Annotated in this window: 11 protein-coding genes and 1 riboswitch; of the genes, 3 read left to right on the forward strand and 8 right to left on the reverse strand. The window is 71.2% G+C overall.

Going from position 1 to position 12,758, the window contains the following annotated elements; genetic code table 11:
- Positions 1-104 precede the first annotated feature (104 nt).
- The gene (locus tag AB0B45_RS03190; protein ID WP_358124384.1) at positions 105-809 is read left to right on the forward strand and encodes a DUF4386 family protein; all 705 of its coding nucleotides are present in this window, start codon (positions 105-107) and stop codon (positions 807-809) included.
- Here AB0B45_RS03190 and AB0B45_RS03195 read toward each other — a convergent pair.
- The 3 genes from AB0B45_RS03195 to AB0B45_RS03205 form a co-directional block, all read right to left on the reverse strand.
- A complete protein-coding gene (locus tag AB0B45_RS03195) occupies positions 749-1,411 on the reverse strand; it encodes a response regulator transcription factor (protein ID WP_358124386.1) in 663 nt (220 codons plus the stop codon). The two genes, AB0B45_RS03190 and AB0B45_RS03195, sit on opposite strands and share 61 nt — an antisense overlap.
- 63 nt (positions 1,412-1,474) lie before the next feature.
- Positions 1,475-3,040, reverse strand: coding sequence for a serine/threonine-protein kinase (locus AB0B45_RS03200; RefSeq protein WP_358124735.1), 1,566 nt, complete (start codon positions 3,038-3,040; stop codon positions 1,475-1,477).
- Positions 3,040-4,536, reverse strand: a complete 1,497-nt coding sequence (locus AB0B45_RS03205; RefSeq protein WP_358124389.1) for a hypothetical protein — start codon at positions 4,534-4,536, stop codon at positions 3,040-3,042. Before AB0B45_RS03205 ends, AB0B45_RS03200 begins: the two co-directional genes overlap by 1 nt.
- A 94-nt stretch (positions 4,537-4,630) precedes the next feature.
- Between AB0B45_RS03205 and AB0B45_RS03210 the strand changes: the two genes are divergently transcribed.
- A complete protein-coding gene (locus AB0B45_RS03210) occupies positions 4,631-6,640 on the forward strand; it encodes a hydantoinase/oxoprolinase family protein (RefSeq protein ID WP_358124391.1) in 2,010 nt (669 codons plus the stop codon).
- Positions 6,637-8,298 carry a hydantoinase B/oxoprolinase family protein gene (locus AB0B45_RS03215; protein ID WP_358124394.1) on the forward strand — a complete coding sequence of 554 codons (1,662 nt, stop codon included), beginning with the start codon at positions 6,637-6,639 and terminating at the stop codon, positions 8,296-8,298. Before AB0B45_RS03210 ends, AB0B45_RS03215 begins: the two co-directional genes overlap by 4 nt.
- 13 nt (positions 8,299-8,311) lie before the next feature.
- On the opposite strand, the gene AB0B45_RS03220 is transcribed toward AB0B45_RS03215, so the two are convergent.
- From AB0B45_RS03220 to AB0B45_RS03240, 5 genes are all read right to left on the reverse strand, one after another.
- The gene (locus tag AB0B45_RS03220) at positions 8,312-8,950 is read right to left on the reverse strand and encodes an adenosylcobinamide amidohydrolase (protein WP_358124396.1); all 639 of its coding nucleotides are present in this window, start codon (positions 8,948-8,950) and stop codon (positions 8,312-8,314) included.
- Positions 8,947-9,711 (reverse strand): ABC transporter ATP-binding protein, encoded by a 765-nt coding sequence (locus AB0B45_RS03225; RefSeq protein ID WP_358124399.1) that lies wholly within the window; start codon positions 9,709-9,711, stop codon positions 8,947-8,949. Before AB0B45_RS03225 ends, AB0B45_RS03220 begins: the two co-directional genes overlap by 4 nt.
- Positions 9,708-10,667 (reverse strand): iron ABC transporter permease, encoded by a 960-nt coding sequence (locus AB0B45_RS03230; RefSeq protein WP_358124738.1) that lies wholly within the window; start codon positions 10,665-10,667, stop codon positions 9,708-9,710. Before AB0B45_RS03230 ends, AB0B45_RS03225 begins: the two co-directional genes overlap by 4 nt.
- Positions 10,668-10,735: 68 nt before the next feature.
- Positions 10,736-11,698 carry an ABC transporter substrate-binding protein gene (locus AB0B45_RS03235; protein WP_358124402.1) on the reverse strand — a complete coding sequence of 321 codons (963 nt, stop codon included), beginning with the start codon at positions 11,696-11,698 and terminating at the stop codon, positions 10,736-10,738.
- 72 nt (positions 11,699-11,770) lie between these two features.
- Positions 11,771-11,889: riboswitch (cobalamin riboswitch) on the reverse strand.
- Positions 11,890-11,899: 10 nt separating this feature from the next.
- Positions 11,900-12,757, reverse strand: a complete 858-nt coding sequence (locus AB0B45_RS03240) for a Gfo/Idh/MocA family oxidoreductase (RefSeq protein ID WP_358124405.1) — start codon at positions 12,755-12,757, stop codon at positions 11,900-11,902.
- Position 12,758 lies beyond the last annotated feature (1 nt).

Raw genomic sequence — 12,758 nt, forward strand, 5'->3', positions numbered from 1 at the left:
CTCCCGAATCGCGAGACGGATGGCCGCCGTCCCCCGGCCGGGTGAGGTCGGATCGGTCAGCAGGTGGACGACCGGGAGCACAGGGGCGGCCTACCGTCCCTGACATGCTCAACAACCAGGTCGCCTTCCGCAGGATCGCCGCGGGCGCACTTCTCATCACCGCACCGCTGCTGCAGGCGGTCGCCGTCGTCGTCGACCCGGGCACGTGGGGCGACGACCGCGAGGCCGTCAGCTTCGGGGCCAACCCCACGCTCGCCCAGATCCAGTCCGCTCTCTACCACTGGAGCTGGCTGCTGATGGCCGTGGCCGCGCTCGGCCTGGCCCATCTCACCCGCCGTACGAACACCAGGCTCGGCCACGTGGCCGCCGCCATGACGGTGGTCGGCTACGTCTCGCTGTCCGGCTTGCTGATCATCGACCCGGTCGAGTGGTGGCTGGGCAGGCACTACTCGCCTGAGCGGGCGCAGCAGATCATGGACGAGATGCTCGACCTGCCGATCACCGTCGGCGCGTTCCAGCTGCCGTGGATGTTCCTGGGCATGATCGGGCTGCCGCTCCTGACCGTGGCGGTGTGGCGGTCGGGGTTCGTCGGCTGGTGGGTGCCGCTCGTGGTCGCCGTCGGCTACCTGGGCTCCTTCGCCGTGCCGTACGGCCCGCTGACCGTGCCCTTCTGGAGCGCCCCCGTCCTCGCCCTCGGCTGGGCGGGCCTGAAGGTGCTGCGGATGGGCGACGCCGCCTGGGCCTCCTACTACCCGATGGCGGCGCCCGGCCTGACCACGCCCGACTCGTACGCGAACACGACGGCTTGAGCCCGATCGCGCAGCCGCAGCTTCATCAGCACCCGGGCCACGTGCGTCTTGACCGTGGCCTCGCCGACGAACAGCTCGCGGGCGATCTCGGCGTTGGTCAGCCCCCTGGCCAGCAGGCGCAGCACCTCCAGCTCACGCGGGGTGAGGTCGGCCAGCTGGGGCGGCGGCGTCGGGTCGTGCCGTCCGGCGAAGGAGGCGATGACCCGGCTGGTCACCGCGGGGTCGAGCAGGGCGTCGCCGGAGTGGACGACCCTGATCGCCTCCACGAGCTGCTCGGGCGGCGACACCTTGAGCAGGAAGCCGCTGGTGCCCGCGCGCAGGGCCGCGTAGAGGTTCTCGTCCGTGTCGAAGGTCGTCAGCATGACGACCTTCGGCGGCGCGGGCTCCTCGAAGATCTGCCTGGCCGCGGCGAGGCCGTCCATGCGGGGCATGGAGATGTCCATCAGCACGATGTCGGGGCGGGTCCGCCTGACCACGGCGAGCGCCTCGTGGCCGTCGGAGGCCTCGCCGACGACCTCCATGCCCTCCTCGCTGTCGACGACCATGCGAAGGCCGACTCTGACCATGGCCTGGTCGTCCGCGATGACGATTCGAATACCCACACGCGGAGAGTAGACGTTCAGGACGTCCCTGCCCATAGGGGTACAGCGGGCTCCAAGTCAGGCTCAAGTCAGCGCGACGCTGGTCCTGATCTTCGCGAGGAGTGAGGCGTCGCATGCGCTCGGTGCGCAGAAGTAGAGGATGAGCGCGGGCCTGGTGGGGGTGTCGACGAGGTAGCCGGTCACGTTGAGCAGGCCGGTGTTGGCGGAGTTCCGCATGATGCCCTCGAACTTGGTGGCGGTGCGGCCGGCGATCAACCCCTCGGCCGGCTCGGAGGTGAAGGTGACCTTGCCGGGCAGCATCGTGTTGAGCGTCTCCTGCATGCCCTGCAGGTCGGCCTTGGGGTCGAAGGTGTCGGCCAGCTGGATGTACAAGCCGGTGGCGTCGGCGGGCTCCAGGGCGTTGACCTCGTTCCAGTCGGCGCCAGGCCCCGCGACGAACAGCGACTCGAACTGCGTGGCGCTCGGCGAGGCCACCGCGAACAGGTCCTTGTGCGTCTTGGCCGCCCAGGCGTCCGGATATTCGAAGGTCATCGGTACCGCGGCGGTCGGCTTGTAGGCGGCCATGCCACCGCCGCTGTTGGACAGGACCAGCACGACGGCGAGGACGATCGCGGCGACGGTGGCCGCCACTCCTGTCAGGATGAGCGGCAGCCTCCCGCTCTTGCCAGGCTTGACGGTCCTGGGCTCGGTCGGAGTTCTGAGCTGAGTCTTGGGCTGGGTTCTGGCCTTGGCCTTGGTCTTGGCTTTGGCCTTGGGCTGGACCGGCTGCTGCGGGCGGGTGGGGGCGAACTCGCCGCTGATGGCGTCGCGCAGCGCGCCGACGAACGCCGTGCAGGTGGGATAGCGCTGCTCGGGCGACTTCGCTAGCCCCTTCATCATCACGCCGTCGACCTCGAGCGGCAGTTCGGGGCGCTGGTGCGACAGCGGCGTCGGCGACTCGGCCAGGTGAGCCCACAGCAGCGCGACGTCGTTGTCGCGCTCGAACGGCATCCGGCCCGCGAGTGCCTCGTAGACGACGCAGGCCAGCGCGTACTGGTCGGCGCGGCCGTCGATGTGCTCCTTGTTGATCTGCTCGGGCGACATGTAGCGCGGTGTGCCGATGAACTGGTCGGTCTGCGTCAGCCCGGAGATCGAGGTGCGGTGCTTGGTGATGCCGAAGTCGGTCAGGTAGACGTGGTCGCCGGCGAGCAGGATGTTGGCGGGCTTCACGTCACGGTGGATCAGGTCGTGCGCGTGGGCGGCGTCGAGGGCCGCGGCCACCTGCGCGGCGACGCTGTTGACCTGCCCGACGGGCATCGGTCCCCTGTCGAGGATGAACCTGCGCAGGTCGAAGCCGTCCACGTAGCGCATCGAGATGTACAGCACGCCCTGCTCGTCGGAGTTGGCCTCGTAGATCGGGATGATGTTGGGATGCTCGATGCTGGCGACGGTCCTCGACTCCAGGATGAAGCGCTGGCGGAAGCGGTCGTCCACGGCGAGGATGGGGTTGAGGATCTTCAGTGCCACCCTGCGGCTCAGGCGGGGGTCCAGGGCAAGGTAGACCACCGCCATGCCGCCTTTGCCGATGACGTCCTCGATGTAGTACCCCGCGACCTCCTGGCCGATCAGGGATCTCTCGTTCAAGTGCATCACGTTTCGATCGGGTGGCCGCAATAGCCACAGAACCGGTGCGCGGGGCCCAGTTTCATACCGCATGACGTGCAGAATTTGAGCTGCGTTTGTGCGGTTTGCTGTGCTGTCATCACAGGTTGCGGTTGCGGTTGTTGCGTCGGAACGACGGGGAAGGTCTGGGATCGCCTGACCATCACTGTCGGGCTGGCGCCGTCATCGGGGGGACGTGCGGCGAGGTTGAGCTCCTGCTGCGGCATCTCCTCCGGTTCTTCTTCGTAGAGCGCGGCCCGCCGTCGCCGCCACAGCAGCAGCGCGAGCCCCGCGGTCAGGGCCAGGACGAGCGCCGCTCCGGCGATGAACGGCCACAACGGGATCTTGGTGGTCTGGGGCGGCGGGGCCTTCCTGACGCCCAGATCGGCGGCGGTGCCCTTCTTGGCCAGCGACTCCTGCAGGTGGGCGGCGGCCACGGGCTGGCCGGGGTAGAGGGCGAGCACGCGTTGGAACAGGGGTACGGCGTCGGTGTAGTTCTTGGTGTGGAAGCGGGTCAGCGCCGCCTCGAAGGCCGCGTCGACCGTTCCCCTTCGCGCGGGCGTCTTGGCGACGGCGAGCGCGGAGGTGATCTCACGGGCGCCGATCATCTTGGCCGTATTGCCGCCTCCGACCAGCAGACCGATGACGTGGCCGTCTTTGTCGCCGATGACGGGAGCGCCGAGCATCCCCTGATCGATCAGCTTGCCGAGCTTGACGGGCTCGTCGGCCTTCTTCTGCGGGTCGGAGAAGCTGCGGCCGCCCTCACCCGCCGCACCGGGACCCAGGTGGGCGATGTCGAGCTTGATCGACTGATTGGGTCCCGGTCTGCCGAGGAATCCGGCGACCGCGGTGGGCGAGCCCGGCTTGCTGGGCACCTTCTCGGCCAGCGGCGCGGTGGGCAGCCCGACGCCGCCGTCGGCCCTTGAGGACGGCCGCAGGACGGCGGGAGTGTCGGGTCTGTCGCCGAGCTTCACGACCTCGGCCTTGAACCCCCGCCCATCAGCGGGCGTGATGTTCGGGAAGACCGTGATGTCCTGTTGGATGTCGACGATGCAGGTCGACATCTTGCTCTTGAGGTCGTAGCAGAGCTGCAGATGATGGTTGAGTGTCTCGTCGTCGACCTTGTGCCTGCCGAAGTCGGCGGGGATGTCCACCTTGTGATAGTCGCCGAACACCTTGTTCGCCGCGTACGTCGCCAGGTCCTTGTCGGTGTTGACCACCTGGGTGAGTGTGACGAGCGTCCCGTCCGGATTGACCACGGTCCCCGTGCCGACGCCGATCGGCACCTCGTAGCTGCGCTCGATGTGCAACAGCTCGCCGACATGGTCGAGAAGCGTGATGTTGATCAGCGCCTTGGCCTCGACCCTGACCACCGCGGGAGTGACCAGGTCGGTGATGCCGGCGGGATGGTCATGGGCCTGCGCGGCGGGCACGCTCATCAGCACGAGGCCGACCGCCACTCCAGGCACTGCGAGACGCCTCATAACGAGCTCCCTCCCCCTACGACAGAACCAGAGTCCCAACCGCCCACCGAAAGTCAATCGTGACAAGCGCTTGCTTGAGTCCTACCGTATCGACGTGGAGTACCAGATTGGGGTCGACGTTGGCGGCACGTTCACGGACGCCGTGCTGCGCGGTCCGCACGGCGAGGTATCCGTCGCCAAGTGCCTCAGCACGCCCGGCGACCCCCTCACGGGCATCATGTCCAGTATCTCTCAAGTGCTCGAGGATGCCACCCCCTCCCTGGTCAAGAGGGTGGTGCACGCCACCACGCTGGCCACGAACGCGGTCCTGGAGCGCACAGGGGTGCGAGTCGCCTTCGTGACCACGCGCGGATTCCGTTCCGTCATCCCGCTCGGCCGGTACGCGCGGGTGGAGGAGGACCGCTACGACCTGCGCTTCACCCCGCCGATTCCACCCGTGGCCGCCGAGGACTGCTTCGAGGTCGACGAGCGCGTCGCCGCCGACGGCTCGGTGCTCGTCCCGCTCTCCCTGGAGTCCGTACGGCGGGCCGGCCGCGAGATCGCCGCCCGCGGCATCACCTCGGCCGCCGTGTGCCTCCTGCACTCCTACGCCGCTCCGGCGCACGAGCGCCAGGTGGCCGCCGTGCTCAAGCAGTACGTGCCGGACGTGGTGATCTCGTCGGAGGTGTGGCCCGAGTTCAGGGAGTACGAGCGCGCCACGACCACCATCATGTCCGCCTATGTCGGGCCGCTCATGTCGTCCTACCTCAGCCGCCTGCGGGAGGGGCTCGCCTCCCTGGGCATCACCGCCCCCGTGCACGTCATGGAGTCGGGCGGCGGCGTCATGTCCGCCACGCAGGCCGCGCGCAGGGCGGTGGCGACGATCGAGTCGGGCCCCGCCGCGGGCGTCCTGGCCGCCGCGCTCACCGGCCATCCCGAGGTGATCTCCTTCGACATGGGCGGCACCACGGCCAAGACCTGCGTCATCAGGAACGGCAGGCCCGAGATCACCCACGAGTTCCACGTCGGCGGCAAGGGCAGCTTCGGCGGCCGGAGGGCGGGCACGGGAGTGCCGGTGAAGACGCCCGCCATCGACCTGGCCGAGGTGGGCGCGGGCGGCGGCAGCATCGCGTGGGTGGACACGGCGGGCGCGTTACGCGTGGGCCCGCGCTCGGCGGGTTCCTCGCCAGGGCCGGCCTGCTACGGGCTGGGCGGCTCCGCCCCCACCGTCACGGACGCGAACCTGGTCCTCGGCTACCTCTCCCCCGGCTCCTTCACGGCCTTCCCGCTCTCCGCCGAGCCGGCGGAGAAGGCGCTGGACGGGGTGGCGGGGCCGCTCGGGGTCTCGCGCGAGGCGGCGGCGCACGCCGTACACGAGATCGTCGGCGCGGCCATGGGGTCGGCGGTGCACGTGGTGACCGTGCAGCGCGGGATCGACCCCCGCGGGTTCGTGATGGTCGCCTTCGGCGGCGCGGGCCCGATGCACGCCGCCAGGGTCGCCGAGCGCTTCGGCATCGGCACGGTCGTGGTGCCCGCCCTGTGCGGCGTCGCCTCGGCCGCAGGACTGCTCGCGGGCGAGCTGTCGACCGAGCGCGTGCTGTCCGCGCTGTCGGCCCCCGATCCTGAAGCCGTCTTCGGCTCCCTGGAGTCCGCGGCCCGCGACGACCTCGCGATCACCGCCGACTCCGCCGACGTTCGCGTCGAGCGCTCGGTGGACGTCCGCTTCCGCGGCCAGGCGCACGAGCTCACCGTCCCGTGGGGACCGTCCGTGGCGAGCGCCTTCTTCGAGAAGTACCGGCAGGTGTACGGCATAGCGCAGGAGGGCGAGATCGAGCTGGTCGGCTTCCGCCTCCGGCTGAGCGTCTCCTCCGTCAAGGACACGGCGTGGCGGATCGCACGCGAGCCGTCCGCGAGCCCCGGCCGCAGGGCCGCCTACTTCGCCGAACACGGCGGCTACGTCGAGGTGCCCGTGCTCACCCGCGCCGCCCTCACCCGCCTCGCGGGCCCCGCCATCGTCGAGGACCCGGAGTCCACCATCGTCGTCCCCCCTGGCTGGAGCGCCGCCCTCGCGGACGACGGCGCCGTGGTCCTCACCCGAACGACCCGCGAGGAGGACCCGGCGTGAACGACGCCCTGACCGCGGAGGTCCTGCGCAACGCCCTGGTCGTCGCGGCGGAGGAGGCGAGCGTCGTCGTCGTCCGCTCGGCCTACTCCACGTTCGTCGTCGAGGGCTCCGACGCCTCCGCCGCCGTCCTGGACGCAGGGGGACGGCTGATCGCCCAGTCCATGGCCACCACGCTCATGAACAGCATGGCGCTCAAGGTGGCCCTGCCGTCGGTGCTGGCCGACCATCCCCTCGACGCCATGGAGGAGGGCGACGTCTACGTCATGAATGACGCCTACCGCGGTGGCGTCCACACCAACGACCTGCTCGTCTACCGCCCCGTCTTCGTCTCGGGGGTGCCCGCCTACTTCACCGCCACGATGATCCACGTCTCGGACCTGGGCGGCCTGTCGGCGGGCGGCATGGCGCCCCTGGCGACCGACATCTTCCTCGAAGGCCTCCAGCTCCCTCCCGTGCGCCTGGCCACCACGGCCGGTCTCGAGCCCGCCGTCGAGGCCATCCTGCGCGCCAACTCGCGCACACCCGACAAGGTGATGGGCGACGTGCGCGCGCTCGTCGCGGGCACCGCCGTCGCGGCTTCGCGCATGTCCTCCCTCGTCGCCGAGTACGGCGCCGACGGCCTGGCCCGCGGGATCGACGCCTACCTCGACTACACCGAGTCCCGCACCCGCGCCGCGCTGGCCGGTCTGCCGCGCGGCCGCTTCACCGCCTCGTACCCGATCGACGACGACGGCGTCCACCCCGAAAGGACACACACCGTCGCGGTCGCGGTCACGACCGGGGCCGCGGACGTGGTCGTGGATTTCGAGGGGACCGGCCCGCAGGTGCCCGCCGCGATCAACTCCTCCTCCTCGCAGTCGCTGGCCGCCGCCGTCTTCGCCGTGCGCTGCTTCCTCGACCCCACGATCCCCATGAACGACGGCTGCCTGCGCGCCATCGACGTGCGCCTGCCTGAGGGGTCGCTGCTGAACGCCAGGCCCCCGCACCCGTGCGGCGGCAGGTTCGTGCCGATCTACGCGGCCATGGAGGCGATCTTCCAGGCGCTGTCCGACGCGATGCCTGAGCGGGCGATCGCCGCCAGCGGCATCCTCCAGCCGTTCTCGATCGCCGCCGTCGGCGCGCCGTACTGGATCCACCTCTCCTACGACTTCGGCGGCGTGGGCGCGCGGCGCGGGCTGGACGGGCCCGACGCGACGGGCGTGCACTTCGGGATCGGCCGGAACTCCGTGCCGCAGGCCGAGCCGGTGGAGACGCGCTGTCCGCTGATCGTGGAGTCGATCGAGACCGTCCCCGACTCGGGCGGCCCCGGCACGTTCAGGGGCGGCCTCGGCTCGCGCACGGTGCTGCGCTTCCTCGCCCCCTGCCACGTGACGACGCGCGGCGACCGGCTGCGCAACGCCCCACCCGGCCGGGACGGCGGGCTGCCGGGCAGGCTGGGCGGTTTCTTCAAGCGGTATGCGGACGGCTCGGTCGAGCGGCTTCCCGCCAAGGCGAACAACGTGCCGTTCCAGGCGGGAGAGGCGTTCGTCGTCGAGACGACAGGGGGCGGCGGGCTCGGCTCGCCGCTGCTCAGGGACAGGGCGATGGTCGAGGCCGACCTCAAGGCGGGCCGGGTCAGCGAGCGGTCGGCCAGGGAGGACTACGGTTTCTCCCCGTGAAGGCGGCGGGTGGTCAGCCGGTGCCGCGCGGGCGCCAGTCGGCGGCGCCCTGCCGTACCGCCGCGTGGACGGCGCGGGCGAGCCTGGAGCCGTAGTCGGAGCGCGGCCCGCCGAACACCTCCTCGGGGCCCGAGGCGGGCACGGCGACGCAGACGGCGTCGGAGGCGGTGCCCGTGCAGGGGAAGCCCGCCTCGATGAGTGCCTGCGTCTTGGCCTCCGTGGCGGTCATGACGGCGTTGACCAGGGCCGCGTCGGTCATCGCCACGGGGACGGTGATCATGAGGTTGATGGTGCCGACCCGCAGCGGAGCCAGTTCGGGGTCGAGGTGACCGGGAGGGGCCGCGGCCCACGTGGGGACGCGCAGCCCGACGGTCGCGACCGCCTCGACGCCGCCGTCCGAGCCGGTCGTGCGGCGGTCGACGGAGGCCGCGGTCATCATGCCGACGCCCTGCCCTCCAGGGCCCAGCGACGCCAGGTGATCGATCGGGTCCATGCGCGAGTATCCGGCGACGACCTGGGCGTTCAGCACCCACGAGCGCGGGCCGATGCCGCCGCCGAGCATCGCCGAGGAGATCATCCGCCACCCGGGCCCGAACTCCCACAGCAGCGAGCCGAGCCTGGCCCCGTCCTCGACGCGATATGACAGCTTCAACGGCCCCTCACCAGGTGGACGACGGGCCGTCCGTCTGGGCCCGGCTCGATCTTGACGTGCGCCTCGAAGTGCCTGCCGACCAGCTCCTCGGTCAGCACCTGGACGGGCTTGCCCGCGGCGACCGCGCGGCCCTCCGCGACGAGGAGCAGCGTGTCGGCGTACTGCCCGGCCAGGCTGAGGTCGTGCAGGGTGGTGACGACGGTCAGCCCGTCGGCGAGCCTGAGCTGGTCGACGAGTTCGAGGACCTGCTGCTGGTGCCCGAGGTCGAGGGCGGTGGTGGGCTCGTCGAGCAGCAGGACGGGCGCCTCCTGGGCCAGCGCCCTGGCCAGCACGGCCCGCTGCCGCTCGCCGCCCGACAGGTTCTCGACCCGCCGCCCCGACAGCCCCGTCAGGTCGAGCCGGTCGAGCACCGAGGCGGTCACGTCCCTGTCTCTCCTGCTCTCCCGCCCGAGATAGGGGATGTACGGCGTGCGGCCCAGCATGGCGTAGTCGAAGACGGTCATGCCCGCGGGGAGCGCGGGCATCTGGGGGGCGAAGGCGACCCGTCTCGCCCGCTCCCTCGCCTTGCCGAGCGGTGCCCCGTCGAACAGGACCGAGCCCGCGCGGGGCACCAACCCCATGATCGCGCGCAGCAGCGTGGACTTGCCCGCGCCGTTGGGCCCGATCACCGCCAGCCACTCGCCCCGCCGTACCGTCAGCGAGACCTCGGAGAGCACCTCCCGCTGCCCCAGGACCACCGACAGCTCGCGGGTCTCGATCACATCTCCGCCTTCCTGGTCATGCGCAGGACGCCGACGAAGAAGGGCGCGCCGATGAAGGCGGTGACGACGCCGATGGGCAGCTCAGCGGGGGCCATGACGGTGCGGGCGATGAGGTCGGCCAGGACGAGGAACGCGCCGCCGCCGATCAGTGAGAGCGGCAGCACGATGCGGTAGGAGCCACCCGCCAGGCGGCGCACCACGTGCGGGACGACGATGCCGACGAAGGCGATGAGCCCGCTGACGGCGACGGCTGCGGCGGTGGCCAGGGACGCGCCGAAGAGCACAGCGAGCCTTACCCTTGCCGCCCTGACGCCCAGGGCCGTCGCCTCCTCGTCGCCGACGGACAGCACGTCGAGCATGCGCCCGTGCAGCAGGAGCAGGACGGTGGAGACCAGCGCGTACGGCGCGACCAGCGCCAGCTGGTCCCATCCGCCGCTGACGTCGCCGAGGATCCACGAGTAGATGCGCCGCAGTTCCTCGACCTTGAGCTGCTGGACGAAGGTCTGGATGGCGGTCAGGAAGGACGTGACGGCCACGCCCGCCAGCACCAGCGTGGCGGTGCCGCCCGAGCGGCCCGCGGTGTTGCCGAGGGCGTAGGCGAGGAAGACACCGCCGACCGCGCCCGCGAAGGCCGCCAGCGGGACGCTCGCGGCGCTGCCGGGCAGGAGCACGATCACCATCGTGACCGCGAGGCCCGCGCCGGAGGCCGCCCCGAGCAGGTACGGGTCGGCCAGCGGGTTGCGGAACACGCCCTGGTAGCCGCCGCCCGCGATGGCCAGCAGCCCGCCGACGGTGGCGGCGATCAGCACGCCTGGCAGCCTGATCTGCCATAACAGGTCCCGCTCGATGGGCGCGAGACCGGAGTCGACGTGGACGCCTGGCAGCCAGTCGACGGCCTGGAGCACGACCTGCCAGGGCGAGATGCCGGCCGCGCCGCCCAGCAGTCCCGCGAGCATCGAGATCGCGAGGGCCACGAGGGCGGCGGCGACCCACAGGGGTCTGGCCCTGGCGGGCACGCGCGGCTTCACTGGCTCGCGTCGGCCTTGCGCACGGCGTCGCCGATCGCGGTGGCCAGGTCCACGATGCGCGGACCCCACCGGGAGGCGATGTCGTCGTCGAGCTGGATGACGCGGTCGTTCTTGACGGCCTTGAGGTTCTGCCAGCCGGGCCGCTTGGCCAGCGTCTCCTTGCTCTGCCGGCAGCACTTCACGTCGGCCAGGAAGATCAGGTCGGGGTCGGTCCGCGCGACGAACTCCGCCGACAGCTTGGGGTAGCCGCCGGCCGCCTCGGGAGCCTTGTCGGCGACGTTGACCAGGCCGAACATTCCGTAGATCTGGCCGATGAAGGTCGTGGAGGTCGCGGCGTAGGGCGTCGTGTCGAGTTCGTGGTAGTAGGTGAGCTTCTTGCCCTGCGGCGCTCCCGAGGCGAGCTGGTCCAGCTTGTCCTTCATGCCGGAGACCACCTCGTCGGCCTTGGCCTTGTTGCCCGTGGCGACGCCGAGGTCGATGATCTCGTCGTAGGCCTCGTCGATCTTGGTGGCGGCGGGCTCCACCAGGACGGGCACGTTCACCTTGGCCAGCTGGGCGGCGACCTTGTCGTCGGAGGCGACGACGAGGTCGGGCTTGTGCGCGATGATCGCCTCGACGTTCGGGTTGAAGCCCGACAGGTCGGTCTTGGGGGCCTCGGCGGGGTAGGTGGACATGTCGTCGACCGCGACGACCTGGGGGCCCGCCCCGATCGCGAAGAGGGTCTCGGTGGCGGTCGGCGAGATCGAGACGATGCGCTCGGGCCTCTTGGCGACGGTGACCGCGCCGTTGCCCGCCTGGACGGTCGCGGGGAAGGCTGCGTCGGCGGCGGGGGCGCTCGACGAGGGGGCGGTGGGGGCGCTGGAGGCGGGGGCGGGGGCGGGGGCGGGAGTCTGGCCGCAGCCGGCCAGGACGACCGTTCCCAGCAGCGCGCCCGCGAAGGCCATGCTTACGGGCCTCACGAGTATTCCTTTCACACTGTCGGAACCGAGAGACCCGCGAATACGCGACGGATCACCCTTTTCCACGAGGGTTGATGACGTCGGCGCGGCGGCAGGCGACCTGGCTATGACAGTTGCGGGACAGCGCCGGATTCACACCGGACTTCGCTGCAAACGCTGCGCGTCGGACAAACGCTATCAATCCTCCGCGTGGGGGCGAAGTCAAGGGGTGGTGAGCTGGGCCTCCGCCTCGGCGATGATCTCCTGCAGGTGGAGCCCGCGTGCCGCGTCGAGCGGATGGCCGCCGCCCCGCCGGACGGTCGCCGCGAACTCCTCGGCGACGACGTCGAGCGGGTCGTCCTCGATGGCGGGCAGCCGGACGATGCCCGCGGCGCCGTACACCTCGACGCGCGTGGGCGAGGACTCCGGGGCTGCCATGGACAGCGACACCTCGCTGACCGCGCCGCCCTCGTGGTCGAGGAGCAGGCCCGTCCACCTGAGCGGGTCGCCGTGGGCGCGGACCCCGACCACCTTGCCGAGGGCGGCGTCGAGCAGGTCGATGACGTGCGGCCCCACGTCGAGGAGGGCGCCGCGCTCCAGCCGCCACGGGGTGGCGAAAGGCCCACCCTGAGGGAGCGTGTTCGAGATGGCCGCCGCGTGGCCGCCGAACGCCCCGACCTCGGCACACCTGGCGAGGAAGTCCCGCGCCTGCGGCGAGTAGCGCATCGTGAGCAGCATCTGGGACGGCACGCCCGCCTCCGCCACGGCGTCGGCGAGCCTGCGCGCGCCGTCGAGGTCGGCCGCCAGCGGCTTCTCCAGCAGCAGCGCCTTGCCCGCCTTGGCCGCCAGCACCCCGAGCTCGGCCTGTACGGCCGGCGGCACGCAGAAGGCCACCGCCTCGACCGCGTCGAACAGCTCCTCGATCCGCTCGTAGACGGGAGCGCCCAGCCTGGCCGCCGCCTCGGGACGGCGGGCCCACACGCCCGCGAGCCTCGTGTGCGGTCCTCTGGCCAGCATCGGCGCGTGCGCCATCTCCGCCCAAGGCCCCGCGCCCACCAGTCCTACCGCCAATGGCTCCATG

Source organism: Nonomuraea sp. NPDC049152 (assembly GCF_040648355.1).
GTDB lineage: Bacteria > Actinomycetota > Actinomycetes > Streptosporangiales > Streptosporangiaceae > Nonomuraea.

Bases quoted from the DNA above. Each gene is read 5' to 3' on its own strand.
- AB0B45_RS03190 (WP_358124384.1), top strand. From the start codon at position 105: ATGCTCAACAACCAGGTCGCCTTCCGCAGGATCGCCGCGGGCGCACTT.
- AB0B45_RS03200 (WP_358124735.1), bottom strand. From the start codon at position 3,040: ATGCACTTGAACGAGAGATCCCTGATCGGCCAGGAGGTCGCGGGGTAC.
- AB0B45_RS03205 (WP_358124389.1), bottom strand. From the start codon at position 4,536: ATGAGGCGTCTCGCAGTGCCTGGAGTGGCGGTCGGCCTCGTGCTGATG.
- AB0B45_RS03230 (WP_358124738.1), bottom strand. From the start codon at position 10,667: ATGCTCGCGGGACTGCTGGGCGGCGCGGCCGGCATCTCGCCCTGGCAG.
- AB0B45_RS03240 (WP_358124405.1), bottom strand. From the start codon at position 12,757: ATGGAGCCATTGGCGGTAGGACTGGTGGGCGCGGGGCCTTGGGCGGAG.